This window comes from Ruegeria sp. CDSC045 (assembly GCF_059610725.1).
This window is the reverse complement of the sequence record NZ_JBXWOE010000016.1, coordinates 1-24,384: the sequence shown is the minus strand read 5'-3', so window position 1 is coordinate 24,384 and position 24,384 is coordinate 1. Positions and strand designations below refer to the sequence as shown.

The following is a 24,384-nucleotide window of genomic DNA, read 5'->3' as shown; positions in this document are numbered from 1 at the left end:
GAAGGGGTCTCGTCAGAGACGCAGCCCAAAGAGGCGGGAGCGGTCCCTAGCGGTCGTCGCCTCCAGGACCGATATCGTCCAGATAATCCTCGTCGATGGCCGCATGCACTGCACCGGTCACCGCTTCGCGTTCCTGCGGTGTCAGGTTTTCGGCCTCTTTTCCGTCGGCAAGCCTGACGGTCACCTCACGATGAGCAAACTTGATCCCTTCGCGGGCAAACAATTCGCGGATATCCTGATAGACCTTCTTACGCACCAGCCACTGATCGCCCGGCTTGGTCATGAACTTGACCCGAATAATCATCGCCGAATCCTGCATTTCGATCACGCCCTGCGATTTCAATGGCTGGATAAAATTATCCCCAATCACCGGATCGCTCAAAAGCTCTTGGCCCAAATTCTTGATGAGTTTCCGTACTTTTTCGACATCGGTGTCATAGGTCACCCGCAGGGGCAGCTTCATGATCACCCAATCACGCGAATAGTTGGTAAGAACCTTGATCTCGCCAAAGGGGATCGTATTCAGTGCGCCCAGATGGTGCCGCAACTGGAACGACCGGACCGAGATTTTCTCGACCGTCCCCTTCACATCGCCAATGTCGATATATTCGCCTTTGCGGAAGGCATCATCCATCAGGAAAAACGCGCCCGAGAAGATATCCCGGACAAGCGTTTGCGACCCGAACCCAACGGCCAGACCCACGACACCGGCACCGGCGAACAGCGGGCTGACATTGATACCCAATTCCATCAGGACAATCAGAACGATGGTCACAACAACAACCGCCAGAATTGCGCCACGGAACAACGGCAGCAGTGTCGCAAGACGGCTTTGCCCGCCTTCCCCGCCCTCGTCGCCCAGTTCAACCTCTCCACCGGCTACGTCTTCTTCCTCAGCAATCTTGGTATCAATCCAGACACGGAAGAAATGGAACAAGATATAGCCCATGAACAGGATAACCATCACGTCGAGAGCCCGTTCAATAGGCAGGTCTTCGCTCCAGCTTGCGTCCGGATTCCAGATCACGACCAGAGCATATAACCCGACGACAAATGCCAGGATGCCGGCCACACGTCGCGCCAGATCCTCATAGGTGACGATTGAGTGCTTTCTCTTTTCCGCTTGCGGGGTTTGGGGAACCTCATCCTCTTCAACACCGGCGCCAGTCTCTGCGTTCAGCTCTTCAATCTGGCGATTGCGGACGAAGTAGCGTTCAAGCAGATAGTTCATCGCGCCATAGGCAATGACCACAGACATGAAGATGGCATAGCTGCTGGCAACAATCGGAATGGAATTCTCGTTCTCAAGCACCAGATCAACAGCCAGTTTGAACCAGCTGAACACGATATAAACTGCCAGAACCGGCGCCCAGGCAATCGATATCAGGCGCAAAATCCAGGATACCTGTTCCTTTGACCGCCCGCCTCGGATCGCGTTCGAGATGGCGCGGGCGTTGAACAGAATCATCAGAACATTGCCCAAGGCGCCAAACATGGTCAGGCCGCCATAGACCATCGCATAGACATTGTAGTTCAGACCAAAATCCGCAACCCAGGTAGAAAACAATACTACCGAGATATCATATGTCGCGATTGCCGAGGCCCAGACGTAAAGGCGTTTTGCCTCCCGGTCGGAAAAGGGCGGCAGCCGGTACTGACTGAGGTAAGGAGACAACACCATACGCCAAAGATCGGAAACTGTGCGTGCAAGAAAGAAAGCCGTGAATATGGCGGTGGTCGTGAACTGAATCGAAAGATCTTCAGCCTCGCCAAAGATCAGATAGCCCACGATCAGGGCCATCAGCATCGCGAAGATCGTGGCCCCAACACCCATGAAAAAGCGAAAGACCAGAAAGGGCATTTTTTCGCGATAGCCTTGCGGATCTTCTTTTGACCGCGCCACCACCAGCCTTTTTGCAAGACGCTTGCCGTAGATTTCTATCGACAGCCAGCGCCCCAGAAGAAGGAAGAGTATATTCCAGCCCAACACTTCGACATAGGTCTGTATTCGGCCGTCCGGGCTGGTCTCTCGCAAAACATATTGCACTTCGAAGATCGAATACGGCAAAGCCTGCAGGCGCGACTCCATCGACTCGCGGAACTTCGAGAACCGCTCTTGCGCCTTCATCAACTGTGACCCTTCGGACATCGGGTCATGGGCGATATCGTCGTGCGTCGAGGCGGTATTGCCACCAGATGAGACAAGCTGACCGGCGCTGTCGATGACAATGACGCTTGCACCCGCTTCGGTGGCTGATCGGATCGCGTCAGCCAGTTCGCTTTCCTTATCTGCTTCAGATGTCGTGCCAGACCCCGAACCATACCCGGGTATAAGCGAAGTCTGCGCCGTCGCTTCCGACCCCAGAGATAGCATAGCTACCCAGACGAACAGGGCCATTGCAGCCAATAGGTTAAATCTCATGAATTCTCGCTTCCGGGTCGCATGTTGTCGCAGGTTACAGAAGCTTTCCGAACACTTCAATTTATGCGCCGCTGCGGTCCCGATAAAGTGCACAGGCGTGTTCCGGGTGCAATGAGTTGGAATCGGATGTTTTCATCCGCTTCAAAACTGAATATGACGGGCTGGGCATACACTTTCGGGCAAGCAGCTAAGGTCTTTGCGCAAAAACGAAAAGGCACCTTGCGGCTTACCAGAGGAATGGCTGACGTTTTACGCAGTCCCTTCCAGTCGGCGGGTCACAAGGCCCTTTGGCAAGACGGGTGAAAGACGATAAGCTAACAGGTGCCGATGCGCGGACCGACACCAAGACACTTAAGACAGGCGAAGGCATGAGCCTAGGAAGACAAAACGATACTACTGGCCGCGCGCCACGGATCCTGTTCTACAGCCATGACACGTTCGGGCTGGGCCATCTGCGCAGGTCTCGTGCACTGGCCGCCGCAATTACGCAGGCGGATCCAACGGCATCATCCCTGATCCTGACCGGATCGCCCGTCGCTGGCCGGTTCACATTTCCGCGCAGGGTCGACCACGTGCGTCTGCCTGGCGTGACCAAACGGGCGGACGGGTCATACGCGTCTCAGACAATCGGGATGGGGATCGACGAGGTGACCGAGTTGCGATCGGGGTTGATTCAGACCGCCGTTCAGCAGTTCGACCCGGACATTCTGATCGTAGACAAAGAACCCACCGGGTTCCGCGGCGAGCTATTGCCAACACTCGAAAACCTGTTGCTCTCGCAGCGCACCAAACTGGTGCTGGGTTTGCGTGATGTTCTGGATGAACCCGAAGTTCTGGCCGCAGAGTGGGAACGGAAAGAGGCAACTGCAGCGACTGAAAGATTCTATCATGAAATCTGGGTTTACGGGCTGCGTTCGATCTATGATCCGACCAAGGGGCTGCCTCTGAATCACGCGGCCCAGTCGCGCATTCACTGGACTGGCTATTTGCGTCGTGATCTGGGGCCAATCGGTACCCCACCGGAACAGCCCTATATCCTGATTACCCCAGGTGGTGGTGGGGACGGCAAGGCGATGGTGAACCTGGTTCTTTCGGCTTACGAAAAGGACCCCGACCTGTCACCACGCGCGGTATTGGTCTATGGCCCGTTCCTGTCTGGTGATCTGCGGGACGAATTCGAAACCCGTGTGGCCGCCTTGAACGGGCGTGTGACCGCCGTCGGCTTTGAATCCCAGATCGAAACGCTGTTCCACGGCGCGGCTGGCGTTGTCTGTATGGGCGGGTATAATACGTTCTGCGAGGTCCTGTCCTTTGACAAACGCGCCGTCATTGTTCCACGGACAAGTCCGCGTATGGAACAGTGGATCCGTGCCTCACGCGCCGAGGATCTGGGACTGATCCGGATGTTGGACGAGTTCCGTGACGGGCTAACAACCGATTCCATGGTCCGTGCCATTCGCGATCTACCACATCAGCCATTGCCGTCTCAGGCCATTGAACAGGGCCTGCTGGACGGGTTGGACTATGTCACCGGGCGCATTGAGGTATTGCTGAATCAGGAACAGGAACGGGCAACCGGATGACCGCAGGCGCATCCAATCTGGCGGTGTTGGTCAAAGGGTGGCCGCGCCTGTCCGAAACGTTCATCGCGCAGGAACTTGTTGCTCTGCAAGAGGCCGGCCATCAGTTCGACATCTGGTCCCTGCGTCATCCAACCGATGTGAAACGGCATCCGCTGCACGACAGGTTTCGTGGCCAGGTTCGATATCTGCCGGAATATCTGTATCAAGAACCTCAGCGCATATGGGCTGCCCGCGAACAAGCGCAGTGCCTTCCGGGATACGGCGCGGCCTATAAGATCTGGCGCGCTGATTTGCGCCGCGATCCCACGCATAACCGCATCCGTCGGTTCGGTCAGGCCAGCGTTCTGGCTGCGGAATTGCCCGCCAGCACACAGGTTCTCTATGCGCATTTCATGCATACGCCCTCGTCGGTCGCGCGCTATGCCGCGATCATGCGCGGCCTTCCGTGGAGCTTTTCAGCCCATGCAAAAGATATCTGGACGTCACCGGATTGGGAAAAATCGGAAAAGTTGCACTCCGACACTTACGGAGCAGCTTTTGGTGCAACCTGCACCGCGATCGGCGCCCAGCATCTGCGCAGCCTAGCCGACGATCCGGCACGGGTTGAACTGATCTATCACGGGCTGGATCTGGGCCGCTTTCCAGCCCCGCCGGAACGCGGCTTACGCCCCGCTGACAGCCCTTTTCATATGCTGTCCGTTGGGAGGTTGGTCGAAAAGAAAGGCTTTGATCGCCTGATTGATGCATTCGCCATGCTGCCAGAAGATCTTGACTGGCACTGGACGCATATCGGCGGAGGAAGCCTGAGTGATACTTTGCAGAACCGGGCCGCATCGGCCGGGTTGTCCGGGCGCATCACCTGGAAAGGGGCCTGTGACCAACCCGAGGTCATCGCCGCGATGCGCACAGCAGACCTGTTTGTTCTGCCCAGCCGGATCGCCGCAGATGGGGACCGGGATGGCCTGCCCAATGTGTTGATGGAAGCCGCCTCGCAATATCTGCCAATCCTTTCGACCCCCGTTTCTGCGATTCCTGAGTTTATCGAGACAGGCACGCATGGCGTCCTGACGGACGACGATCCGGTCGCGCTGGCAAATGCGATCTCAAAGCTGGCGGCCAACCCCGCACAAGCTGCTGGTATGGCGGGCGCTGCCTATGATCGCCTGATCACCGAATTCCGCATGGACCCGGGCATAGCGCTTTTGTCTGCCAGGTTAAGCGCGCTGGGCGCGCATAAGAGCTGATGCCGCGCATCGCCTTCTATGCCCCGATGAAATCCCCCAACAGCCCGGTGCCGTCGGGGGACCGGGAAATGGCACGAAATCTTCTTCTTGCAATCCAAGCCCGAGGGGATGCGGTGGATCTGGCCTCGGACCTGCGCGTATTCGACAAGCACGGCGACAAAGAGGTCCAAGCCAAGCTGCGCCATGAGGCTGATGCCGAGGTGCTGCGCCTGACCTACGACCTACCTGCTGACACTGCGCTATGGGTGACCTATCACAATTATTACAAGGCCCCTGATCTGATTGGACCCCGTGTAAGTACGGCGCGAAACATACCCTATGTTCAGCTTGAAAGCACCCGTGCCTACAGCCGCCTTCAGGGGCCATGGTCAGGGTTTGCCCAAGCGGCCCATCAGGCCTGCGACGCGGCCCGGGTGATCTTTTATCACACCGCCAATGACCTCATCACGCTGGAACGCGAGCAGTTCGGAAATCAGACGCTTGTCGAGCTTCCGCCGTTTCTTCCCGCCTCCTCGCTGCCGCAGGCCTCTAGCTGCGATGGCCCGATGCTGGCCGTGGGCATGATGCGACACGGCGACAAGCTGGCCTCTTACCGGGTGCTTGAACAGGCACTGCGCCACCTGCAGGGCGATTGGTCCCTGTCTATTGCGGGCGATGGTCCCGCCCGCGCCGAAATCGAAGCGCTGATGGCCAAGTTTGGCACGAAAGTCCGGTTTCTGGGGCAGCTTGATCGCGACGCGCTGCGCAAGGCTTATGCTACCGCATCCCTGATGGTCTGGCCCGGCGTGAATGAGGCCTATGGTATGATCTATCTAGAGGCTCAGGCACATGGTATCCCCGTGGTCGCGCAAGACAGGCCGGGCGTCCGGGATGTGCTTATGCCGTCCGACTATCCTTCGGTTGCTGAAGGGGCCAAGGGGCTGGCTGCAAGGCTGCGCACTCTTCTGGACAATCCGGCACTGCGGTCTTCTCAAGGCAGCCAATCGGCCGCATATATAGCCGCGCGCCACCTGATGCCCGATGCAACTGATCGGTTCTGGACGGCTGTTGATCCTTTGCTGGAGGCATCCACATGAGCAAGCTCGCCCTATTGCGCCACGGGCATACGGCGTGGAACCGCGCCGGGCGCATTCAGGGGCGCAGCGATATTCCATTGGATGAACAGGCTCAGACAGAACTGGCATGCTATTCCCTGCCCTCCCCTTGGGATCAGGCTATGGTCTGGTCCAGCCCGTTGGCGCGTGCGGCCCAAACGGCACAACTGGTTTCAGGGCGCGAACCGTTGAAGTCCGAGGCCCTCACGGAAATGAACTGGGGCGCTTGGGAGGGGCAGCACGGCACCGATCTCATTGCCGATCCCGCAAGCGGTTATCGCCATATCGAGGATTGGGGTTGGGGTTTCCTACCCCCCGGAGGTGAAAGCCCCGGCGAAATTTGGCAGCGGCTGGAACCTTGGCTTGCCAGTCTTGGCGAAAATACCGTAGCCGTTTGCCATATCGGTATCATGCGGGTCATTCTGGCCCGCGCCTGGGGATGGGATTTTGACGGCCCCGCCCCCTTTAAGATCAAGCGCAACCGCCTCTATATCGTGGACATGGAGTCCATGCGCCCCGAAACTGACCCTATCCGTTTGATCCGGCAGGAGACCCGCATATGAGGGTGATGATTGTTGTGACCCATCTGCTGGGCACCGGACATCTGAGCCGCGCACTTACATTGGGCCGGGCCTTTGCCGCTGAGGGTCACAAGGTCTTGCTGGTCTCGGGCGGAATGTCCGCGCCGCAGCTGGACCATACCGGGATCGACTTGCTAGGGCTGCCGCCATTGCGCTCAGACGGCACCAATTTCACGCGATTGCTGACGCATTCGGATGAGGTCGCAGATGCTGCCTATTTCGATGCTCGCAAGTTTGCCCTGACAGAGGCGCTGCGGAGCTTTGCCCCGGATGCGCTGATCACCGAGCTGTACCCCTTTGGCCGCAGATCTCTGGCGGATGAGTTCGACGCCCTGTTGGAGGCGGCCCACGCACAGGGTCCCCGTCCGGTTATTTTGGGATCTGTCAGGGACATACTGGCGCCCCCATCCAAACCTGCCAAAGCCCAGCGCACCGAGGAAATCATTCTTGACCTCTTTGACGGTGTCCTTGTCCATTCAGACCAGAACATGATCCCGCTGGATGTAAGCTGGCCAGTCTCGGAACGTCTGGCGCATCGCCTGTTCTATACCGGGTTCGTGGCCCCTACGGCACCGACCCCGCATCCCGAAGGGATCGGTAAAGGTGAGATTCTGGTAAGCGCTGGCGGTGGGTCGGTGGGCGAGCCTATCTTTCAGGCGGCCATCGAGGCCGCACGAAAGATGCCCAACAGGCGCTGGCGCCTGTTGGTGGGCGGACAGGACGCCTCGGCACGTATAAAACACCTGACAAAACTGGCTGGCGACGCCCCTGTGACGTTAGAACCGGTGCGCCCGGACTTTCGCCAAATGCTGCCCTTGGCCGCCGCGTCGGTCAGCATGTGCGGTTACAACACTGCGTTGGACATCTTGCAGTCTGGCACACCCTCGGTCTTTATCCCCTTCGACGACGGAAGCGAAGTCGAGCAGACTTTGCGCAGCCAAAGCCTGTCAAAACTCAGCGCGATCGACGTATTGCCGAGTGACCAATTGACTGGAGAAACACTGGCGCAGGCTGTCGAGGCCATCCTGGCTGCCCCCAAACGACCAAGCACCGGCCAAGGTTTCAGCGGGGCAGAAAAGTCTGTTGAGATTGTAAGATCACTGTTGGATCACGCTCATGACCGCTGACTGGCAACCCCTGATGACCGAGCTTGATCTGTGGCAACAGGAAGGGCTGACTCTGCCGCTGTGGTGGAGGGATGATGACGCGGTCTGTGTCACGCCACAGTTGGAACGTCTGGAGGCGCTGTCCGCATCACTGGAACTGCCGGTTCATCTGGCGATTATTCCGCGCGACGCAGATGAAGATCTGGTTACCCATGTCGAAGGCTCGCCCGCATTGATACCGGTGGTCCATGGCTGGGCCCATCAAAACCATGCTCAGAAAAGTGAGAAGAAATCAGAGTTTCAACTGCATCGCCCCATTCAGGACATCCGCAACGATGCACGAGCCGGGCTGACCCGGCTACAGACCCTGTTTCCCGACAAGCTGTGCCCAATGTTCGTGCCGCCGTGGAACCGTATCGCCTCAGAAATGGTGCAGGAATTGCCGGGCCTGGGATATCAAATCCTGTCCACTGCGACGCCCCGAAAGGCAAAGATGGCGGCACCTGGCCTTATGCAGGTCAACACGCATCTGGACCCGATCGACTGGCGCGGGTCACGGGGGTTGGCCCCTCGGGACAAGCTGATCGCTCAGGCCACAGATCTGCTGCGGGACAGGCGCGAAGGGCCTGCGGACAATACCGAGCCGTTTGGGATTCTGACGCATCACCTGGTGCATGACGAGGAAGTCTGGTCCTTTACGCAGGACTTTCTGACGCGGTTTCTGGATGGTCCGGCGACCGTCTGGACCGCCCCAAAAAACGATAGATCACGGAGACCCGAATGAGCCGATTGGATTCAATGCTGCGCCGCCTGACGGCCCAACGCGACGGGCTGAACTGGGCGGTCGATCAGATTACAGATACGAGCGGCGATATACTGGACATGGGTTTGGGGAATGGCCGCACCTATGATCACCTACGTGAAATTCTACCAGACCGGCGCATCTGGGTCATGGACAGGGTTTTACAGTGCCACCCGTCCAGCACCCCTCCGGCAGAGGATTTTCTGCAGGGCGAAGCGGGTCCTATGTTAAAGAAACTAGCAGCCGGTGGCCCAAAAATAGCATTGGCACATTACGATTTCGGGCGCGGTATCAAGCAGGATGATGTGGCTGAGGCGGCGATGCTCAGCCCGCTGATCGCTCAGGTCATGCTGCCCGGTGGGCTGCTGATATCCGGCCAACCACTGGTTGGGTTTGAACAGATCACCGGACCGGAGACCATCGCACCCGACCGATACCTTTTCTACAGGGCCTGATCAGGCCACACGTCGCCCTAGCGACCACACTCCGTTCAGGGCAGGCGCGCCTTCACGCATCCGGAACCGTATGACGTCGGCGCGTGCGCCTGCGCGCAGCTCGCCACGGTCTTCCAGCCCGACCACCTGCGCCGGGGACATCGTAACGGTCCGCAGTCCACGGGCCATGTTGCCCCACATCTCCCCCAGCCGTGCCGCCGACAGCAACAACGCGGCCGGCACATAGTCCGATGACAGAATATCCAGGTGTCCCAGATCGGCCAGTTCTTTGGCGGCGACATTCCCCGAATGTGACCCGCCCCGGATTACATTCGGCGCCCCCATCATCACCTTGATCCCGTGATCGTGGCAAGCCCGCGCCGCTTCGACGGTAGTGGGGAATTCGGCCAGCCGGATACCGTGGCCCGCTGACACATGTACTTGTTCCTGGGTGGTGTCGTCATGGCTGGCCAGCATGGCCCCAAAACGTTTGGCCGCCTTTACGGTTTCCACCTCGTGCTTTTCGCCGTTCCTGTCCCGCATCGCCTTGAGGTCCGCGACATGCTGCTGGAATTCCTTGCCCTCCAACCCCAGCTTTCCTTTCAGATAGCTTTCGAGCTTTGAGATATCGCGGAATTGACGCTGACCGGGCGTGTGGTCCATCAGTGACACCAGCCCGACACGGTCCTCGAGGCCGAATTCATCCAGTTCTTCGACCAGCGTTTCTGAACACAACTCGGCCCGCAAATGCAGGAAATGGCTGATTTTTAAGGCGTCTTGCTCTCGTAACTGCCACAGCTCGCGGGACAGGCCACGTGCGTATTTGTTGTATCGCGGACCAGTCGGGATCGACCCGACGCGCATCGCATCGAACACGGTTGTGATGCCCGTGCTGGCCAGTTCGGCGTCATGGGCAAGAATTGCCGCCGCATGGGGCCAGTCGACCTTGGGGCGGGGCTGGATATGACGTTCCAGATTGTCTGTGTGCAGCTCGACCAGACCGGGGCTGACATAGTCACCCTCACAATCGATTGCACCGCTTGGAACCGCCGCGCCTGTATCGATCTCGGTGATGCTGTCGCCCTGAACCCGGACGCTGCCGTTAATGGTTTCGTCGGGCAGGATCAGCGTGGCATTGGCAAGGATCAATTCTTCTGTCATCTGAACTTCACACAGTTTGAGGTATTGGAAGGCCACGCAATAGGAGGCCAATGTGACATTCACGCGATACGCGATCTATTTTGCGCCACCCGCCACGGCGGAGTGGACGCAATTCGCAACCCGTTGGCTGGGCTGGGACATGGAGGCTGGCACCGAGGTCGCCCATCCTGGGCTGGATGGTGTGGATGTTGCAGCGGTTACGGAGGTACCGCGAAAATACGGGCTGCACGCGACCATGAAACCCCCGTTTCGCCTGCGCGAGGGGCAATCCGTCACAGCGTTGCAAGAGGCCTGCGCCACCCTTGCTGCCAGCCAATGCGCAATCATGATGGAAGGTCTTGAGATTGCCCGCCTTGGCCGGTTTCTTGCCCTGCGACCACTGGGCGACACAGCCGCGCTGAACGCGTTGGCCGCCGCCTGTGTTCAAGAGCTTGATATGTTCCGGTCCCCACCGTCGGCGGCTGAACTTGAACATCGCCGCGCCTCCAGACTGACACCGGATCAGGACGCCAACCTGGTCAAATGGGGATACCCTTATGTGCTGAACGCGTTTCGGTTTCACATCACCCTGAGCGGCAGGTTGGGCAAGCCCGTGCTTGCTTCGGTCCAGCGCACCCTGGAAAACCATCTGGGGCCGCTTTTGCCAAAACCCTTTCGAATTGCGGATCTGGCCCTGATGGGCGAGGCCGAGGATGGACGGTTTCACCTGATCCATCGCTATGCGCTTTCCAACTGAAGGCGGGACAAAATTTTGGCCACCGTATCCTGCAGAGCACCAGAATTGTCGACCTCGATCACCCGGACCAGCCCCTTAGGCAACGGGGTCTTGGCCTGGCCCAACCGACGCGCCTGTTCTCTGTCACTTTCGCGCCCGCGCAATGACAAGCGTTGCTCTAGAACGCTCGCGTCTGCAATCAACGAGATAACAATCAGATCGCCAAAGATCTCTTGCGCCTGCAACAACACAGCGCGCGACAGGTTGACCAGAACTGCCTCCGCCACCTGACGTTGCTGCGCGATCTCTTTCGGCACACCATAGAGCAACCCATGTGCATGCCAGCTGAGCGCGAATGCGCCCTCACCTTCCATCCGTCGAAACGCGTCATCTGTGACCCGTTTGAAATCTTCCCCCGCTTCGCCTTCGGGGCGGGTGACGACACGGCGCAGCCGCTGGATACCTTTTGCACGGGCTTCCAACGCCTCAATCACACTGTCTTTGCCGACACCTGACGGACCGACAACCGCTATGACCGGGGCAAGCGTCATGCCGCAATTCCCGGCGTGAATTGCGAAACGTTGATCTCGCGATCGCAAACCTGCTTCCGTCCGTCAACATCATGGAAGATGCCGATAATCGCCGCTCCGCGCTCTTTCGCCTCAAGGATCAGGGACAGGACGGTTTCGCGATTCTGCGCATCCAGACTGGCCGTGGGTTCATCCAGCAGCATGGCCGGGTACTCATGGGCAAAACCGCGTGCGATGTTCACGCGCTGCTGCTCGCCGCCCGAAAAGGTCGTCGGACTAAGGGACCAGAGCCGTTCAGGAATATTCAGACGCTCGAGCAGACCCGCGGCCTTGTCCAGTGCCTTCTGTTTATCGCAACCAACGGCAAGAAGCGGCTCGGCCACGACCTCAAGCGTTGGCACTCTGGGCACAACACGCAGGAACTGGCTGACATAGCCCAGCGTTTCGCGCCGCAGGGTCAAGATCTCGCGCGGTTCAGCCTTGGCGACGTCTAAACCACCGACCAGAACCTGGCCCGAGGCAGCCAGATAGTTGCCATAGATCACCCGCATCAAGGTGGATTTCCCTGCGCCTGACGCGCCGGTCAGCGCCACACACTCACCCGGTTCAACCCTGAGTGTAGCGCCCTGCATGACCGGGATCACCGCGCTGCCCTGATTGTGCAGGGTAAAGCTTTTGCTGACATTGTTCAGTTCAATCATGGTCCCGGCCCTCATACCTGCAACACGCTGGACACCAGCAGTTGCGTATAGGCATGCTGCGGATCGTCCAGAACCTGATCAGTCAATCCGGCCTCGACCACATGACCGCTTTTCATCACCATCAGCCGATCCGCCAGCAGACGGACAACGGCAAGATCATGGGTGACAATGATGGCGCTCAGCCCCATTTCCCGAACCAACCCGCGCAACAGGTCCAACAGGCGAGCCTGTACCGAGACGTCCAGACCACCAGTCGGTTCATCCATGAAGACCAGCCTGGGGCCGGTCACCAGATTCCGCGCGATCTGCAGGCGCTGCTGCATGCCACCGGAAAACGCGGTCGGACGATCATCAACCCGCTCCACTTCGATCTCAACCCGACCCAGCCAGTCGATCGCCTTGTCGCGGATATCGCCATAGTGGCGGCCACCTACGGCCATCAGTCGTTCGCCGATATTTCCGCCCGCACTGACAGACATACGCAAGCCATCGCGCGCATGTTGGTGCACGAATGCCCAATCGGTGCGGCTCAGCATCCGGCGTTCAGGTTCCGACATGGTCACGGTATCCACCGGACCGTCTGCACGAGTGTCAAAGATCACCTGCCCCGCATCCGGCTCCAGATGACCCGCCAGACAGTTCAGCAGGGTTGACTTGCCCGAACCACTCTCACCTACGATCCCCATCACCTCGCCGGGATAGAGATCAAAACTCACATCGGTACAGCCGATACGGGCCCCGTAGGATTTTCTGATATCCTGTACACACAGCAGCGGTGTCATTTCATTCACCTTGGGTCATATGAAAACTCGATCCGATTGCCGCCCGGCTCTCGGATCATGAAATGGAGTTTCGGACCTGAACCCGAGGGTTCAGGTGCAAACTCGACAGCGACGGCAGGCCAGTCTTTGACCGCATCGAAAACCGCAGTCAGCGCTTCTTCATCGGGAACTTTCAATGCAACATGATGCAATCCGACGTTCTTGTGCCGGTCAAACCCCTGTAGCCCCTTGCCTTTTTGCTGCCAAAGCGTCAGCTTCGCCGCGCCATTGGTTACATAAACCGCCGGATAATCCGGATTGCTGCCGAAGACCTCCCAACCCAGCGCATCGACGAAGAACGTCCGCGTGGCGTCGAGGTCCGAAACCGTAAGGCCAAGGTGGTCAATTCCAAGCACATCTTCTCGTTTCATGCGGCATCCTCTCTGGCCAAACGGCCCACATGGCCCGCCTCGCGGCGCGACCGGCAATAATCAGTGTCCGAGCAAACAAACATGCGGGTGCCTGCATCATCCATGATGACTTCATCCAGATAGCTGTCCTCGGCCCCGCACAGATCACAGGGATGGTCGGCCTTGGTGGCCTCGAACGGGTAGTCCTGGAAATCGAGGCTGACGACCTTGGTATGCGGTGGCACCGCGTAGATACGTTGCTCGCGGCCCGCGCCAAACAGCTGGATCGCGTCCATCTCAAGCTTTGGGTTGTCGAATTTCGGGATGGGGGACGGGTCCATCACATAACGGTCCGAGACCATCACAGGATAAGCATAAGCGGTTGAGATCGCACCATGCTGGCTGATGTCTTCGTACAGTTTCACGTGCATCAACCCGTATTCTTCGAGGCTGTGCATCTTGCGTGTCTCGGTCTCGCGCGGTTCCAGAAACCGCAGCGGTTCCGGGATCGGCACTTGATAGACAAGAATCTGATCCGCGCGCAGCTTCGCCTCGGGGATGCGGTGGCGGGTCTGGATGACCGTCGCCTTCTCGGTTTCCTCGGTGGTGGCGACGCCCGCCGTATTCTCGAAAAACTTACGGATAGACACAGCATTGGTCGTATCATCCGCGCCCTGATCAATCACCTTGAACGTATCGTCCGGGGTCAAAGTTGCGGCAGATACCTGCACGCCCCCGGTACCCCAGCCATAAGGCATCGGCATCTCTCGGCTGGCAAATGGCACCTGATATCCGGGAATAGCCAACCCCTTGAGGATCGCCCGACGGATCATCCGCTTGGTTTGTTCGTCCAGATATGCGAAGTTATATTCAGTCATTTGATGTAACTATTTTGTTTCTGGTGTTTTTATGAACGTATTTGGTATTTGCTCGCTCATTTTGGCGGTTATGCTCTATTTTATCTGGCGCAATTTTCGCGCAAAGTGGCGCCTCGGGGCCATGGCCCGCGACCTTTCGTGCGAATGGGAATCGCTCGAAATCGTGAATTCGCGCGAAGCTTTCGGCAGAAAATCGCCCAATCAGGGCAGCGACTGGTTTTTGAACCGTAGGACGAGCCTGTAGGGCAAAGCGTACAGAGCTCATTCCGCAGCCTCCCTCGATGCAGCCCGTTCCTCGGCCTCGCGGCGCAGCTTGCGCACCAATTCCAGTTCGGATTGAAAATCCACGTAATGCGGCAGCTTGATATGTTCGAGGAAACCGGTTGCCTGAATATTGTCTGAGTGGCTCAGGACAAATTCCTCGTCCTGTGCAGGTGCGCCCAGATTGTCCTCGCCCAGCTCCTCCCACCGCAGCGCCCGGTCGACCAGGGCCATGGCGATGGATTTGCGTTCAGACTGGCCAAAGACGAGCCCATAGCCGCGTGTAAACTGTGGCGGCTCAGTCTTTGAGCCTTGGAACTGGTTCACCGTCTCACATTCGGTCAACTCGACTTCGCCGATCTCGATGGCAAAGCCCAGTTCGGGAATGTCCATTTCGACCGCGACCTTGCCGATCCGCAGCTCGCCAACAAAGGCGTGGTTGCGGGCATAGCCGCGCTGAGTCGAATAGGCCATGCCCAGCACAAACCCCTCATCCCCGCGCGCCAGCGATTGCAACCGCAGCGGACGGTCCGCCGGAAACTCCAGCGGTTCGCGGGTCAGGTCGCCAGGCGTAGCATCGCTGACCGGCTCGTCCTGAATAATATCCTCACCCTTGAGGAATTCGGTGATATGCGGGGTCGGCTCGTGTCGCGCCGTACCTTCGGGCGCGGGTAGAGTTTCGCCATCCGCAGCCAGTTTGAAATCTAGCAGGCGGTGGGTGTAGTCGAATGTCGGGCCCAGCACCTGCCCGCCCGGCGCATCCTTGAACGTCGCCGATATCCGACGGTCACAGGCCATATTGCCAGTTTCAACCGGTTCGGAATAACCAAAACGCGGCAATGTCGTGCGATAGGCGCGGATCAGAAAGATCGCTTCGATCAGATCGCCACGCGCCTGTTTGATCGCCAGTGCGGCAAGGTCCGGATCATACAGCGATCCTTCTGCCATCACCCGGTTCACCGCCAGGCTCAGCTGCTCCCGGATCTGGACCAGGCTAAGCTCGGCCACATCCGGGGCGCCTCGGCGCTCTTCGGCCAACCAGGCATGGGCATTCTCAATCGCCTTTTCGCCTCCTTTGACGGCAACGTACATCGCTTAACCCTCCGCGCTGATCTGGGTACTGCGCGGCAGGGCCGCGACCTTGTCACCGCAGGTAAAGAAGAAGTCACATCCCAAAGGGAAAAGAGCCGCATTACGTTGCAACGCAGGGATATCGGGTAGGTTCAAGCCTGCGCTCTGCTTGATACCGGGACCGTGCAAAATGGCACCGGACTGATCCAGGCTGTCACGCTCAACAATCAGAGTGGTTGACCGATCCGGATACTCGGCAGTTCCGATGCGATAGCGATCCAACCCACCAAGTTTGCCCCAAGTGCCGACGGCGAAATCCGCCTCGGCAGCAGGAACCAGCGGCGCGCCGGTGTGGAAGGTCAGCCATTCGCGCAGAGCGTCGGTGTCGAGCTCACCCGCCAGATGTACCTTGGTTTCCGGGTCGCATAAAGTCAGCAACAAAGTGCCCGCTGCTACCGACAAGGGCGCAGGGGGCACGGCCCCTGACAGGCTGCGGATTTCGCCAGGGCGTGCCATCACCGTCATCGCCGCGCGAAAAGCATGCGCGGAATCAACCGGTATGTTCTGGAACCCGCCCGAGAATTGAGTTTGCGCAGTCATCAATCTTCTCCCCGAACCAGCGTGAAGAATTCTACTTTGGTTGCCGCCGCCTTTGCTGCCCGCGCGATTTTGACCGCCTGCATTTTCTGTTCCAGCGGACCGAGCAGGTTTTCCCGCACATGGTCTGCTGCCGCAGTCTGCATCATCGCATCAATCACAGCTGCAGCTTCGGCCTTGGGCTTTGACCGGCCCTGAACATAGCCATGTCCGACCGTGCCATCCTGCAAGACCACCGAGCAGCGCGTGACCGTCATTTCACCCAGGTTGAAGGGCGCCCCGGTGGCGCCGGTACGTCCGCGCACCATCACGCCGCCCACTTCGGGGCTGCGCAGCCATTCAAAGCCGGGACGGTCCGTGAGGCCCTCCCACAGCGCCAACGTGGCGTCATCTGTCGCGCGGGCCAGCAGGCCCATCCAGGTCTTACGCGCCTCGGTCGCGGAATCTCTCTGTTGTGTCATCAAAGCCTCTTGGCGGGGTTGTCTACTTATCCTATACAACTATACAAATCATAGACCGCCGCCCGGCGACTCGCAATCGCAACTGTGTGAATTTTTGGTGACATGAACAAAACGCCGATCTGGAAAAGCATCGCCCTAAGCCTGACGTCGGACATTGCCGAAGGGCGATATCAAACCGGTGACCGGCTGCCGACCGAAGCGCAACTGGCCGCAACGCATGGCGTTAACCGCCACACGGTTCGTCGGGCGCTGTCTGACATGGCCGACCAGGGGCTGGTCCATTCTAGGCGCGGGGCCGGTGTATTCGTCGCCACCCGACCAACCGAGTATCCGATTGGTAAGCGGGTGCGATACCACAAGAGCATCTCGGCCAGCGGCAAGATGCCCGGCAAGAAGATCCTCGCCCTGACCACACGGGCCGCGGATGAAGCCGAGGCCGATGCATTGGGGCTTGAAACCGGCGACACGGTGCATGTCTATGACGGTCTGTCTCTGGCCGACGGGCAACCCATCGGCCTGTTTCAAAGCGTTTTTCCGGCCAAGCGATTTCCTGATATTCTGCAGATTCTGACCGAAACCCAATCCGTCACCAAAGCCCTGCAAAGATGCGATGTGCCGGATTACACGCGCATCTCAACCCGCCTGACCGCGCGCGCGGCCACGGCAACTCAAGCTCTGCACCTGCACCTGTCCGAGGGCGCACCAGTCTTGTTTTCGATCGGCATCAATGCAGACCCCGAGGGCAATCCTGTCGAGTACGGAAGAACAACCTTTGCCGGGGAACGAGTTACGCTGACCCTGAACGAGGATTGATCCCGTAAGCCTCCCGCCCGTCTTCAACCTCCTATCGGAGGTTTCATCCCATTGGGCGTAGCGCCGCGCAAAGCGCGGCGCCCGGCCCAAGGCCCCAAAGGGGGATCGGCGAAACCGATGCTTCTGCGGGCGCGGAGCACCTGGGGTCACAGGGCCAGCTATTCGTATTTCTCCAAAAACGCCTCGGCCTCTAGTTTGCGAAAATCCGGCAATGCGTCACGCAAGCGGCTGTTGTCCCAGTCCCACCAGGCCAACTGCTCCATCCGATCCGCAACCGCTTGTGGGAACCTGGGGCGGAGTGGTTGGGCCGCCACCCCAGCAACGATCATGTAGGGCGGTACGTCTTTGGTCACCAGCGCCCCGGATGCGATGACCGCACCTTTACCGATTGTCACCTCGGGCTTGATGATCGCTCCGTGACCGATCCATGTGTCATGCCCGATATATGCGATCCGGCTTGCGCGATGGGCAAACCACTCGGCATCATCCTCGGCATCGTCCCAATAGTCAGCCGACCGATAGCTAAAATGATGCAGCGAGGCCTTTTGCAACGGGTGATCCGTGGCGCCGATCCGGGTAAAGCTGGCAATGTTCGAAAACTTGCCGATCTGGGCGTTGGCGATGTCGCAGGTCCGGTCGCAATAGGAATAGTCGCCCCAGACCGCGTTGGCGATCCGACTGCCGGTGCCAATCTCGACAAATGCACCAAAGCTGCTGTTGGTAATCTGGCAATCGGGATGGATGAACGGTTCATCCGTGCGCAATCGTGCCATAGTCCTGACCTTTCAAGCTGCGCTCACGGCAGAATAAAATCTTTGGTTTTCGCGTTGCTCGGCTTGCTCTTCTTGCCGCTGTCGCCCTGGATCAGACGACGCCGTAACCAGCCCGAGAACCAATCCATCAACATCACCATGAGAATGATCAGAACGATGTAATAGGCGACCTCTTCCCAATCTTTCTGAGTGATGATCGCCTGCGTCAGCAACAGACCAATGCCGCCGCCAGTAATCGCGCCAATTATGGTCGCGCTGCGGGTGTTGGATTCGAGAAAGTACAAAAGCTGGCTCAACAGCACGGGAGTGATCTGTGGGATCACGCCAAAGCGATAGCGCTGCGGCGCATTCGCACCGGTCGACTGCATGCCCTCGATCTGCTTCTCATCCACATTCTCCAGCGCTTCTGAGAATATCTTGCCGAATGTCCCGGTATCGGTCACCAGAATTGCCAGCGCTCCGGTCAACGGCCCTGGGCCGAAGGCCCGTGCCAGAACAACGGTCCAGATCAAGGCGTCCACACCGCGTACAAAGTCGAACACCCGCCGTGTGGCAAAGCGCACCGACCGCAAGGGGTTAAAGTTCCGCGTCGCCAGGAACGCCAGTGGCAAGGCGATAATCCCTGCCCCCATGGTGCCCAGAAACGCCATCAGGATCGTCTCGAAGATGGCCCAGGCCACATCCTGATGCCGCCAGATCTTGTTGGTCCAGAAATCGTTGAAAATGGCACCGGCCTCACCGGCGGTGGCGCGGCTGACCAACTCGGGGAAAGATTTGCCATAATACGGGCTGTCGAGGGTGAACCAGAACAGCTCCCACCCTGGAAAATAGCAGAACACTTCGGACCGGTTGCGGGTCACGGTCAGACGCCCCGCATCGGTGGTGATCGCCAGCCGGTTTTTCGAGACGTTGATCCAGTCTGGAACCTCGCCCGCCGGTAGCTCGGCCTGCACCCCAGAGGCGCGGGTGGGTGTGGCGCGCACGACGCCATAGCCGGGGATATCATATTCGATTGTCTCAGGGCCGAAACGCACCACGTGACCATCCTCCAGGTCAATGATCGTGGTTTCGCCCAGCGCCACCCAATCGGGTGCGGTTCCGTCGGGATAGGTGCCTTTGCGGTCCCCTTCGACCGCAACGGACACCTCTCCATTGCGATTGTCTCGCGTGACATGGGTTTTGTAACTGTAGGTGTCGGCAACAAGCGTCTTGCCGTTTTCCCAGTTTGCGCGCCCTGCCAAGCCCGGCACGTCAAAGGCAAAGAACACGTAGATCAGGTAAACAGCGACAAGGCCGGGCAACCCGAAATTCACGATCCGTTTGCGGTTGAACAGACGACCGGCCTCGGCCTTGAGGTCATCTGTCGACAGATCAGTGGCAAATGTCGTCATGCCGAAGCTCCTTTTTCAGACCCGTGGGTCAGGCGATCCCGCAGATAGCCGGACAGCTGATCCACGACCATGATTGTGACAAAAAGCAGAAGGAAGATGGCCGCGGCCTCGTCGTAGCGCCCCTGCCCCCATGACATCGCGTTGCGCAGCTCATAGCCCAGACCGCCAGCACCGACGAAACCGAGGATGGCCGAGGCACGGATGTTGATCTCGAACCGCAGCAAGGCATAGCTGACATAGTTCGGTCCGACCTGTGGGATCACGCCCAAATACATCCGTTGCGACCAGTTCGCGCCCACCGAATGCAGCCCCTCAATCGGCTTCAGCGAAGCGTTCTCGTTCACTTCCGAGAATAGCTTGCCCAATGCACCGGCGGTATGGATGGCAATCGCAATCATTGCCGGAACCGGACCGCCGCCGAGAATAAAGATCAAAACCAGCGCGATAACGATTTCAGGGATGGCCCTGCAGATATCGGAAATCCGACGAAACAATGGGATCAGAGATGGCCACTGCGCCATGCCCCGTGTCGACATCAGGGCAAGAAATGTCCCCACAATCGTACCGATCAGGGTTGATGCTGCCGCGATATTGATCGTCTCGATCAAGGCCGGAAAGAACCGGATCAGATTTTCCGGCATCGCGCCGATCTTTTCCCACGCTTCCGAGAGAACTTCGGCCGGATAGTCGAAAACCCTGCACCAACCGTCAACGAAACTGCCTGCGTTTCGATCATCCGCAGTGCGGAACCCTGCGGCCATCAAAGCCACAAACAGGATCAGGAGAATGCCACCATAAGCCCGTTTTCGCCGGGTCATTTCTGAGTATTCGTCGCGGATCTGATCGACACTGTGGGACCCTGCGGTCAGGTCTGTCATAGAATGCTCCTGAGAAAACGGGGTCCGGTATAACACCGGACCCCGATCATGTGAGTTGCAGGCTTAGTTCGACTTCAGCTTACGCGCTTCGATGATGACCTCGTAGGCTTCGTGCGTGATGGGATCAAAGCTCTTGGCTTCGCCTGCTGCCACGCCGTAGAAACACTCGCGGTCTTTTTCATCCAGCGTATTCCACAGTTCGGTGACCTGAACTTTGACATCCTCGGGCAGAGCCTTGCGCAGAACAACCGGGCCTTCCGGGATCGGAGCAGATTTCCAGATCTGGACCAGATCGTTCATGTCGACCAGACCGGCATCCACAGCACGGCGCAGCGCGCCCGACTGATAGCCGTCTTCCCAATCGCCCAGACCGTCGGCCCAGGTCACGCCGCCGTCAACGTCACCGTTGTTTACCGCAACGATAGTCTGTTCGTGACCGCCGGTGAACTTGACCTCACCGAAGTAATCGCCCGAGTCCATGGTCGCACCGGTGGCCTGTGGAATCTCGATCGAAGGGATCAGGTAGCCCGAGGTCGAGTTCGGATCACCAAAACCAAAGGCCTTACCCTTCATGTCGTCCAGCGAAGCGATTCCGCTGTCTTTGCGCGCAAAGCCTACCGAGTAGTAGCCATAGCCGCCATCACTGTTGACCTTGACCAGAACCGGCTCAACCGCTTCGGGATCGCTCAGATAGGTTTTGGCGTAACCCGACGCACCCAACCAAGCGACGTCAATCGTGCCACCCAGCAGGCCCTGAATCACACCGTTATAATCGGCAGGGGCGAACAGCTTGGTCGGAACGCCCAGCAGCTCTTCGGTGTATTCGCGCAGGCATTCGTTTTTGCTCATTCGGTCTTGGGCGTTTTCGCCGCCCAGAATACCAATGCGGAATTCGCTTATTTCCTGCGCCATAGCGGGCGCGGCCATGGCAGTGGTCGCAACAAGGGCAGCAATTAGGTTTTTCATCTGTCTCTCTCCAGGTTGATGTCCCCGACCTCTCATCGGGTCGGGCGATGAAAGGTGGTTGGGGTGGCTCAGATGGTGGCTTCGGCTTCCATCAGGGCCTTCTGGGTGGCGTCGAGCGTCTCGATCTCGGTCGAGGTCGCCTCTTCCGAGAAACTCGCATCGGCCCCATAGATCTCGCGGGCGACGCCGGTGGTCAGCTGTTCCGGCAGCCCATCAAAGACGATGCGACCATCGCGCATGCCGACGACGCGGTCGCAATAGCGGCGCGCGGTATCCAGCGTGTGCAGGTTGGCGATGACCGTGCGGCCATCCTCTTCGTGGATGCGGCGCAGGGCTTGCATCACCACCTGGGCATTCATCGGGTCCAGAGAGGCAATCGGTTCGTCCGCCAGAATGATTTTCGGGTCCTGCATCAGCGACCGAGCAATAGCGACACGCTGTTGCTGTCCGCCCGAAAGGGCCTCGGCCCGTTTCGGCGCATGTTCGGCAATGCCCAGACGATCCAGAATGTCGATGGCGCGGTGGATGTCTTCCATCGGGAACAGGTTGAACATGGTGGCCAGCGTCGATTGGTGGTTCAGCGTGCCATGCAGCACGTTCGACACCACATCCATGCGCGGGACCAGATTGAACTGCTGAAAGATCATGGCGCATTCGGCTTGCCAGGCCCGCTTGTCCCGCCCCTTCAACTGGGTGACATCGCGGCCTTCGAACAGGATCTTGCCTTCGCTGGAATCGGTCAGGCGATTGACCATCCGCAAAAGGGTGGATTTCCCGGCGCCGGATCGCCCGATGATGCCGATCATGCACGGTTTGTCCACATCCAAGGTCGCCGCATCCACGGCTAGATTATCGCCGAAGCGTTTGGTCAGTTTGTCGATACGCAGCACAGGCCACCCCCAATTCGTCTTGGCGGTCAGCTACAGCCACTGTTCAACGGCTGTGTGTCAGTAAGGTGAAAGTTTTGTTACGGCGCGATTGTCGCGGGGGCTATCCATCATCTGACCTCAACGCTATACGCATCCTCAACTGTTCAGATGACACGAGGCCACCATGAGCTTTGACCGCAGCATCAAGATCGCCCCGTCGATCCTGTCCGCCGATTTCGCCAATTTCGGTGCCGAGATTCAGGCCATCGAGGCGCAGGGCGCCGACTGGGTGCATATCGACGTGATGGATGGCCATTTTGTTCCCAACCTGACCTTTGGTCCGCCCGCCGTCAAAGCCTTCCGCCCGCATGTCAAAACGGTGATGGACGTGCATCTGATGATCGCGCCGGTCGATCCCTATATTCAGGCCTATGCCGATGCCGGGGCCGATGTGCTGACCGCCCATATCGAGGCAGGGCCGCATTCGCACCGCACCCTGCAGGCCATCCGCGCTGCAGGAATGAAGGCCGGTATCGCGCTGAACCCGGGCACTCCGGCCGAAGCGGTCGAGCATCTGTTGGATCTGACCGATCTCATCTGCGTTATGACCGTAAACCCCGGCTTTGGTGGCCAGAAGTTCATCGACATGACCAGCAAAATCCGCCGCCTGCGCCAGATGATCGGCGACCGCCCGGTGCACATCGAAATCGACGGTGGTGTAGACCCCAAAACTGCCCCTCTGGTCGCTGCGGCGGGCGCAGATGTGCTGGTCGCCGGATCGGCGGTTTTCAAGGGCGGGTCGGTGGACAAACCTGAAATTTACGGCAAGAACATCAAGGCTGTTAGGGCTGCTGCTCAACTGGCGGCGGATTAATCCTTCGCAACTCCGAGCAGGCTGATCACGAGTGGTCGCACTCAAATTGTCGACCCTTACCAAACTGGCACAGGTAAGGACCACTCCTCTTGTTGTCGCATTTCTGGATCTCACGCCTTTTGGTGGCCACAGAAGGGTTCCGGGGGAAATTCCAGCTAACTTCTTGATTTCAAGCCAACCAATATACGATGGTTCACCTCAAATAGGCTTTGCCTGGCATTTTCTTGCGTGCCAATGCCGCAGGTGACCAAACGATGGTGGAGAGTTGGTGAATGGAAACTGCCGATAAGTTGTTGGACATTGTCCAAAAAATTGTTGTGATAACAGCCGCGTTGGTCGCCGGTTGGTATGTTCTTGTTCGACAGGATCATTCTTCTCACGCGACCTTGACCGTTACCTCGAAAATTCACGATGACTGTACGCTTGCCGCCAGAATCCAGGTGAAAAACCCAAAAGGAATAATTATTGAGCCCGTCAGTTTTTCCATTCAGGCATATAAGCTCGACTACCGGGAAATTGTCGATGCGCCGGACAATCAGCTCCGAATATCTGAGCAAGTAATGACTGTGGAAAACGCGGCAAAAATTGGTGAGACCTTTGCCCGAGTTCTGTCACTCAAGCTGCCGGAAGGCATAACCAGCGAAAACGCGATTATGCTACGAGGGCAAATGACACTTGTGGACAGCACCATCTACAACGAAGAAACGATAGTTGAGGTTCCGCAATGCGATTTCTGATTTTGATTTGGATCGGAACTGGTGTCCTGTCTGGTTGCGCCGCCAGAGTTGGCCCCCAGTGCGAAGGGCTATCCAGACAAGCAGGGTACGACCTTCCGGTAACAGTGAACGAACTGCAAAAGATTCGTTTGCGTGGCTTCTCAGAATGCGCTGATTACATTGAGGAAAACGCACTGATCAGAACCTAGCATCAAAAAGGGCGCCGGATGGGCGCCCTTTCCATTTGATCATTCGCTTGCGCGAATTACTCGACGATTTTCGACACAACGCC

At 58.4% G+C, this 24,384-nt stretch carries 27 protein-coding genes; 11 read left to right on the top strand and 16 right to left on the bottom strand.

The window, feature by feature from the left end:
• Positions 1–46 precede the first annotated feature (46 nt).
• The gene (locus AC2FH6_RS20630) at positions 47–2,422 is read right to left on the bottom strand and encodes a mechanosensitive ion channel family protein (protein WP_281973444.1); all 2,376 of its coding nucleotides are present in this window, start codon (positions 2,420–2,422) and stop codon (positions 47–49) included.
• A gap of 368 nt (positions 2,423–2,790) precedes the next feature.
• On the opposite strand from AC2FH6_RS20630, the gene AC2FH6_RS20625 reads away from it, so the two are divergent.
• Genes AC2FH6_RS20625 through AC2FH6_RS20595 form a run of 7 tightly spaced genes read left to right on the top strand, consistent with a single transcriptional unit; the run spans position 2,791 to position 9,287 of the window.
• Complete coding sequence (locus AC2FH6_RS20625) at positions 2,791–4,005, top strand: glycosyltransferase family protein (RefSeq protein ID WP_185956733.1); 1,215 nt, start codon at positions 2,791–2,793, stop codon at positions 4,003–4,005.
• Positions 4,002–5,249 carry a glycosyltransferase gene (locus tag AC2FH6_RS20620; RefSeq protein WP_496704088.1) on the top strand — a complete coding sequence of 416 codons (1,248 nt, stop codon included), beginning with the start codon at positions 4,002–4,004 and terminating at the stop codon, positions 5,247–5,249. The genes AC2FH6_RS20625 and AC2FH6_RS20620 overlap by 4 nt, the downstream gene beginning before the upstream one ends.
• On the top strand, positions 5,249–6,325 hold the full coding sequence (locus AC2FH6_RS20615) for a glycosyltransferase family 4 protein (protein ID WP_496704087.1): 1,077 nt from the start codon (positions 5,249–5,251) through the stop codon (positions 6,323–6,325). The genes AC2FH6_RS20620 and AC2FH6_RS20615 overlap by 1 nt, the downstream gene beginning before the upstream one ends.
• Positions 6,322–6,906: a histidine phosphatase family protein gene (locus tag AC2FH6_RS20610; protein WP_496704086.1), complete on the top strand. Its 585-nt coding sequence runs from the start codon at positions 6,322–6,324 to the stop codon at positions 6,904–6,906. The genes AC2FH6_RS20615 and AC2FH6_RS20610 overlap by 4 nt, the downstream gene beginning before the upstream one ends.
• Positions 6,903–8,051, top strand: a complete 1,149-nt coding sequence (locus AC2FH6_RS20605) for a glycosyltransferase family protein (protein WP_496704085.1) — start codon at positions 6,903–6,905, stop codon at positions 8,049–8,051. The genes AC2FH6_RS20610 and AC2FH6_RS20605 overlap by 4 nt, the downstream gene beginning before the upstream one ends.
• Positions 8,041–8,814, top strand: coding sequence for a polysaccharide deacetylase family protein (locus tag AC2FH6_RS20600; protein WP_496704084.1), 774 nt, complete (start codon positions 8,041–8,043; stop codon positions 8,812–8,814). Before AC2FH6_RS20605 ends, AC2FH6_RS20600 begins: the two co-directional genes overlap by 11 nt.
• Positions 8,811–9,287, top strand: a complete 477-nt coding sequence (locus tag AC2FH6_RS20595; RefSeq protein WP_496698837.1) for a class I SAM-dependent methyltransferase — start codon at positions 8,811–8,813, stop codon at positions 9,285–9,287. The genes AC2FH6_RS20600 and AC2FH6_RS20595 overlap by 4 nt, the downstream gene beginning before the upstream one ends.
• Here the strand turns inward: AC2FH6_RS20595 and AC2FH6_RS20590 are convergent, their stop codons facing one another.
• Complete coding sequence (locus tag AC2FH6_RS20590) at positions 9,288–10,427, bottom strand: alpha-D-ribose 1-methylphosphonate 5-triphosphate diphosphatase (RefSeq protein ID WP_496704083.1); 1,140 nt, start codon at positions 10,425–10,427, stop codon at positions 9,288–9,290.
• Between the two features lie 52 nt (positions 10,428–10,479).
• On the opposite strand from AC2FH6_RS20590, the gene AC2FH6_RS20585 reads away from it, so the two are divergent.
• Positions 10,480–11,163 carry a DUF1045 domain-containing protein gene (locus AC2FH6_RS20585; protein ID WP_142639353.1) on the top strand — a complete coding sequence of 228 codons (684 nt, stop codon included), beginning with the start codon at positions 10,480–10,482 and terminating at the stop codon, positions 11,161–11,163.
• Here the strand turns inward: AC2FH6_RS20585 and AC2FH6_RS20580 are convergent.
• Genes AC2FH6_RS20580 through phnG form a run of 9 tightly spaced genes read right to left on the bottom strand, consistent with a single transcriptional unit; the run spans position 11,145 to position 16,812 of the window.
• Positions 11,145–11,693, bottom strand: coding sequence for a ribose 1,5-bisphosphate phosphokinase PhnN (locus tag AC2FH6_RS20580; RefSeq protein WP_496704082.1), 549 nt, complete (start codon positions 11,691–11,693; stop codon positions 11,145–11,147). The two genes, AC2FH6_RS20585 and AC2FH6_RS20580, sit on opposite strands and share 19 nt — an antisense overlap.
• Positions 11,690–12,373: a phosphonate C-P lyase system protein PhnL gene (phnL, locus tag AC2FH6_RS20575; RefSeq protein WP_496704081.1), complete on the bottom strand. Its 684-nt coding sequence runs from the start codon at positions 12,371–12,373 to the stop codon at positions 11,690–11,692. Before phnL ends, AC2FH6_RS20580 begins: the two co-directional genes overlap by 4 nt.
• An 11-nt stretch (positions 12,374–12,384) precedes the next feature.
• Complete coding sequence (gene phnK / locus AC2FH6_RS20570; protein ID WP_496703514.1) at positions 12,385–13,155, bottom strand: phosphonate C-P lyase system protein PhnK; 771 nt, start codon at positions 13,153–13,155, stop codon at positions 12,385–12,387.
• Between the two features lie 5 nt (positions 13,156–13,160).
• The gene (locus AC2FH6_RS20565; RefSeq protein WP_282027594.1) at positions 13,161–13,565 is read right to left on the bottom strand and encodes a VOC family protein; all 405 of its coding nucleotides are present in this window, start codon (positions 13,563–13,565) and stop codon (positions 13,161–13,163) included.
• On the bottom strand, positions 13,562–14,422 hold the full coding sequence (locus AC2FH6_RS20560; RefSeq protein ID WP_142639343.1) for an alpha-D-ribose 1-methylphosphonate 5-phosphate C-P-lyase PhnJ: 861 nt from the start codon (positions 14,420–14,422) through the stop codon (positions 13,562–13,564). The genes AC2FH6_RS20565 and AC2FH6_RS20560 overlap by 4 nt, the downstream gene beginning before the upstream one ends.
• Entirely contained in the window at positions 14,415–14,687 is a 273-nt protein-coding gene (locus tag AC2FH6_RS20555; RefSeq protein ID WP_496704080.1) for a hypothetical protein, read from the bottom strand. The genes AC2FH6_RS20560 and AC2FH6_RS20555 overlap by 8 nt, the downstream gene beginning before the upstream one ends.
• The gene (locus AC2FH6_RS20550) at positions 14,684–15,775 is read right to left on the bottom strand and encodes a carbon-phosphorus lyase complex subunit (RefSeq protein WP_496704079.1); all 1,092 of its coding nucleotides are present in this window, start codon (positions 15,773–15,775) and stop codon (positions 14,684–14,686) included. Before AC2FH6_RS20550 ends, AC2FH6_RS20555 begins: the two co-directional genes overlap by 4 nt.
• Before the next feature lie 3 nt (positions 15,776–15,778).
• Positions 15,779–16,354 (bottom strand): phosphonate C-P lyase system protein PhnH, encoded by a 576-nt coding sequence (phnH, locus tag AC2FH6_RS20545; RefSeq protein WP_496704078.1) that lies wholly within the window; start codon positions 16,352–16,354, stop codon positions 15,779–15,781.
• Positions 16,354–16,812, bottom strand: coding sequence for a phosphonate C-P lyase system protein PhnG (gene phnG, locus AC2FH6_RS20540; protein ID WP_496704077.1), 459 nt, complete (start codon positions 16,810–16,812; stop codon positions 16,354–16,356). Before phnG ends, phnH begins: the two co-directional genes overlap by 1 nt.
• Positions 16,813–16,914: 102 nt before the next feature.
• Between phnG and phnF the strand changes: the two genes are divergently transcribed.
• Positions 16,915–17,625 carry a phosphonate metabolism transcriptional regulator PhnF gene (phnF, locus tag AC2FH6_RS20535; protein ID WP_142639335.1) on the top strand — a complete coding sequence of 237 codons (711 nt, stop codon included), beginning with the start codon at positions 16,915–16,917 and terminating at the stop codon, positions 17,623–17,625.
• Positions 17,626–17,783: 158 nt separating this feature from the next.
• Here the strand turns inward: phnF and AC2FH6_RS20530 are convergent, their stop codons facing one another.
• The 5 genes from AC2FH6_RS20530 to phnC all read right to left on the bottom strand — a co-directional run bounded on the left by AC2FH6_RS20530 (position 17,784) and on the right by phnC (position 22,523).
• Positions 17,784–18,398, bottom strand: coding sequence for an LbetaH domain-containing protein (locus tag AC2FH6_RS20530; RefSeq protein ID WP_496704076.1), 615 nt, complete (start codon positions 18,396–18,398; stop codon positions 17,784–17,786).
• Between the two features lie 23 nt (positions 18,399–18,421).
• On the bottom strand, positions 18,422–19,789 hold the full coding sequence (gene phnE / locus AC2FH6_RS20525) for a phosphonate ABC transporter, permease protein PhnE (RefSeq protein WP_496704075.1): 1,368 nt from the start codon (positions 19,787–19,789) through the stop codon (positions 18,422–18,424).
• A complete protein-coding gene (phnE, locus tag AC2FH6_RS20520) occupies positions 19,786–20,667 on the bottom strand; it encodes a phosphonate ABC transporter, permease protein PhnE (protein ID WP_496692908.1) in 882 nt (293 codons plus the stop codon). Before phnE (AC2FH6_RS20520) ends, phnE (AC2FH6_RS20525) begins: the two co-directional genes overlap by 4 nt.
• 63 nt (positions 20,668–20,730) lie before the next feature.
• Positions 20,731–21,633: a phosphonate ABC transporter substrate-binding protein gene (gene phnD, locus AC2FH6_RS20515; protein WP_496703501.1), complete on the bottom strand. Its 903-nt coding sequence runs from the start codon at positions 21,631–21,633 to the stop codon at positions 20,731–20,733.
• Between the two features lie 68 nt (positions 21,634–21,701).
• A complete protein-coding gene (gene phnC / locus AC2FH6_RS20510) occupies positions 21,702–22,523 on the bottom strand; it encodes a phosphonate ABC transporter ATP-binding protein (RefSeq protein ID WP_496704074.1) in 822 nt (273 codons plus the stop codon).
• Between the two features lie 163 nt (positions 22,524–22,686).
• On the opposite strand from phnC, the gene rpe reads away from it, so the two are divergent.
• Both rpe and AC2FH6_RS20500 read left to right on the top strand, forming a co-directional pair.
• Positions 22,687–23,376: a ribulose-phosphate 3-epimerase gene (gene rpe, locus AC2FH6_RS20505; protein WP_496692905.1), complete on the top strand. Its 690-nt coding sequence runs from the start codon at positions 22,687–22,689 to the stop codon at positions 23,374–23,376.
• A gap of 272 nt (positions 23,377–23,648) precedes the next feature.
• Positions 23,649–24,113, top strand: a complete 465-nt coding sequence (locus AC2FH6_RS20500; protein ID WP_496704073.1) for a hypothetical protein — start codon at positions 23,649–23,651, stop codon at positions 24,111–24,113.
• The last annotated feature ends 271 nt before the right edge of the window (positions 24,114–24,384 follow it).

Bases quoted from the DNA above. Each gene is read 5' to 3' on its own strand.
- AC2FH6_RS20630 (WP_281973444.1), bottom strand. From the start codon at position 2,422: ATGAGATTTAACCTATTGGCTGCAATGGCCCTGTTCGTCTGGGTAGCT.
- AC2FH6_RS20625 (WP_185956733.1), top strand. From the start codon at position 2,791: ATGAGCCTAGGAAGACAAAACGATACTACTGGCCGCGCGCCACGGATC.
- AC2FH6_RS20620 (WP_496704088.1), top strand. From the start codon at position 4,002: ATGACCGCAGGCGCATCCAATCTGGCGGTGTTGGTCAAAGGGTGGCCG.
- AC2FH6_RS20615 (WP_496704087.1), top strand. From the start codon at position 5,249: ATGCCGCGCATCGCCTTCTATGCCCCGATGAAATCCCCCAACAGCCCG.
- AC2FH6_RS20610 (WP_496704086.1), top strand. From the start codon at position 6,322: ATGAGCAAGCTCGCCCTATTGCGCCACGGGCATACGGCGTGGAACCGC.
- AC2FH6_RS20605 (WP_496704085.1), top strand. From the start codon at position 6,903: ATGAGGGTGATGATTGTTGTGACCCATCTGCTGGGCACCGGACATCTG.
- AC2FH6_RS20600 (WP_496704084.1), top strand. From the start codon at position 8,041: ATGACCGCTGACTGGCAACCCCTGATGACCGAGCTTGATCTGTGGCAA.
- AC2FH6_RS20595 (WP_496698837.1), top strand. From the start codon at position 8,811: ATGAGCCGATTGGATTCAATGCTGCGCCGCCTGACGGCCCAACGCGAC.
- AC2FH6_RS20590 (WP_496704083.1), bottom strand. From the start codon at position 10,427: ATGACAGAAGAATTGATCCTTGCCAATGCCACGCTGATCCTGCCCGAC.
- AC2FH6_RS20580 (WP_496704082.1), bottom strand. From the start codon at position 11,693: ATGACGCTTGCCCCGGTCATAGCGGTTGTCGGTCCGTCAGGTGTCGGC.
- phnL (WP_496704081.1), bottom strand. From the start codon at position 12,373: ATGATTGAACTGAACAATGTCAGCAAAAGCTTTACCCTGCACAATCAG.
- phnK (WP_496703514.1), bottom strand. From the start codon at position 13,155: ATGACACCGCTGCTGTGTGTACAGGATATCAGAAAATCCTACGGGGCC.
- AC2FH6_RS20565 (WP_282027594.1), bottom strand. From the start codon at position 13,565: ATGAAACGAGAAGATGTGCTTGGAATTGACCACCTTGGCCTTACGGTT.
- AC2FH6_RS20560 (WP_142639343.1), bottom strand. From the start codon at position 14,422: ATGACTGAATATAACTTCGCATATCTGGACGAACAAACCAAGCGGATG.
- AC2FH6_RS20555 (WP_496704080.1), bottom strand. From the start codon at position 14,687: ATGAGCTCTGTACGCTTTGCCCTACAGGCTCGTCCTACGGTTCAAAAA.
- AC2FH6_RS20550 (WP_496704079.1), bottom strand. From the start codon at position 15,775: ATGTACGTTGCCGTCAAAGGAGGCGAAAAGGCGATTGAGAATGCCCAT.
- phnH (WP_496704078.1), bottom strand. From the start codon at position 16,354: ATGACTGCGCAAACTCAATTCTCGGGCGGGTTCCAGAACATACCGGTT.
- phnG (WP_496704077.1), bottom strand. From the start codon at position 16,812: ATGACACAACAGAGAGATTCCGCGACCGAGGCGCGTAAGACCTGGATG.
- phnF (WP_142639335.1), top strand. From the start codon at position 16,915: ATGAACAAAACGCCGATCTGGAAAAGCATCGCCCTAAGCCTGACGTCG.
- AC2FH6_RS20530 (WP_496704076.1), bottom strand. From the start codon at position 18,398: ATGGCACGATTGCGCACGGATGAACCGTTCATCCATCCCGATTGCCAG.
- phnE (WP_496704075.1), bottom strand. From the start codon at position 19,789: ATGACGACATTTGCCACTGATCTGTCGACAGATGACCTCAAGGCCGAG.
- phnE (WP_496692908.1), bottom strand. From the start codon at position 20,667: ATGACAGACCTGACCGCAGGGTCCCACAGTGTCGATCAGATCCGCGAC.
- phnD (WP_496703501.1), bottom strand. From the start codon at position 21,633: ATGAAAAACCTAATTGCTGCCCTTGTTGCGACCACTGCCATGGCCGCG.
- rpe (WP_496692905.1), top strand. From the start codon at position 22,687: ATGAGCTTTGACCGCAGCATCAAGATCGCCCCGTCGATCCTGTCCGCC.
- AC2FH6_RS20500 (WP_496704073.1), top strand. From the start codon at position 23,649: ATGGAAACTGCCGATAAGTTGTTGGACATTGTCCAAAAAATTGTTGTG.